The organism is Clostridium boliviensis (assembly GCF_033342255.1).
In the GTDB taxonomy this organism is placed as follows: domain Bacteria; phylum Bacillota; class Clostridia; order Lachnospirales; family Lachnospiraceae; genus Lacrimispora; species Lacrimispora boliviensis.
Genome location: NZ_JAWONS010000243.1, coordinates 1 through 330, shown reverse-complemented (window position 1 = coordinate 330; position 330 = coordinate 1). Strand labels below are relative to the sequence as shown.

Annotated in this window: 1 protein-coding gene; it reads right to left on the bottom strand. The window is 55.2% G+C overall.

What is annotated here, in order from left to right; all coding sequences use genetic code 11:
• On the bottom strand, positions 1–145 hold a 145-nt coding region (locus RZO55_RS25925; protein WP_369293222.1), incomplete at its 3' end, for a DUF6154 family protein.
• Between the last annotated feature and the right edge of the window lie 185 nt (positions 146–330).

Below are 330 nucleotides of genomic sequence, written 5' to 3'. Positions count from 1 at the left end.
CTTCATCGCTCATTTCATCGATCAACCGCTGGATATCCTCCCGGTTATGGTCTTCCAGCAGATCGAGAACCAGGGCCACCGGGTCTTCTTCTTCATCGTTCAACTGATCCCGGTACAGCGAATAAACCTCATCCACAAAGCGCATGGAAACCCCTCCTCCTCACTATTGTAGCCCATCCCGTCCTCCCCAGAAAATGCTTGAAGGAGCTACCGGCGAAAGCCCGCTCCGATTTCAAACCCGAATCCACCGGGGCACCAAACAGTCCTGCACCGATCCTGGACGCTGAAGGCGCCAGGCGAGAACATCCCGCAAAAACTCCGGCAGGAAAT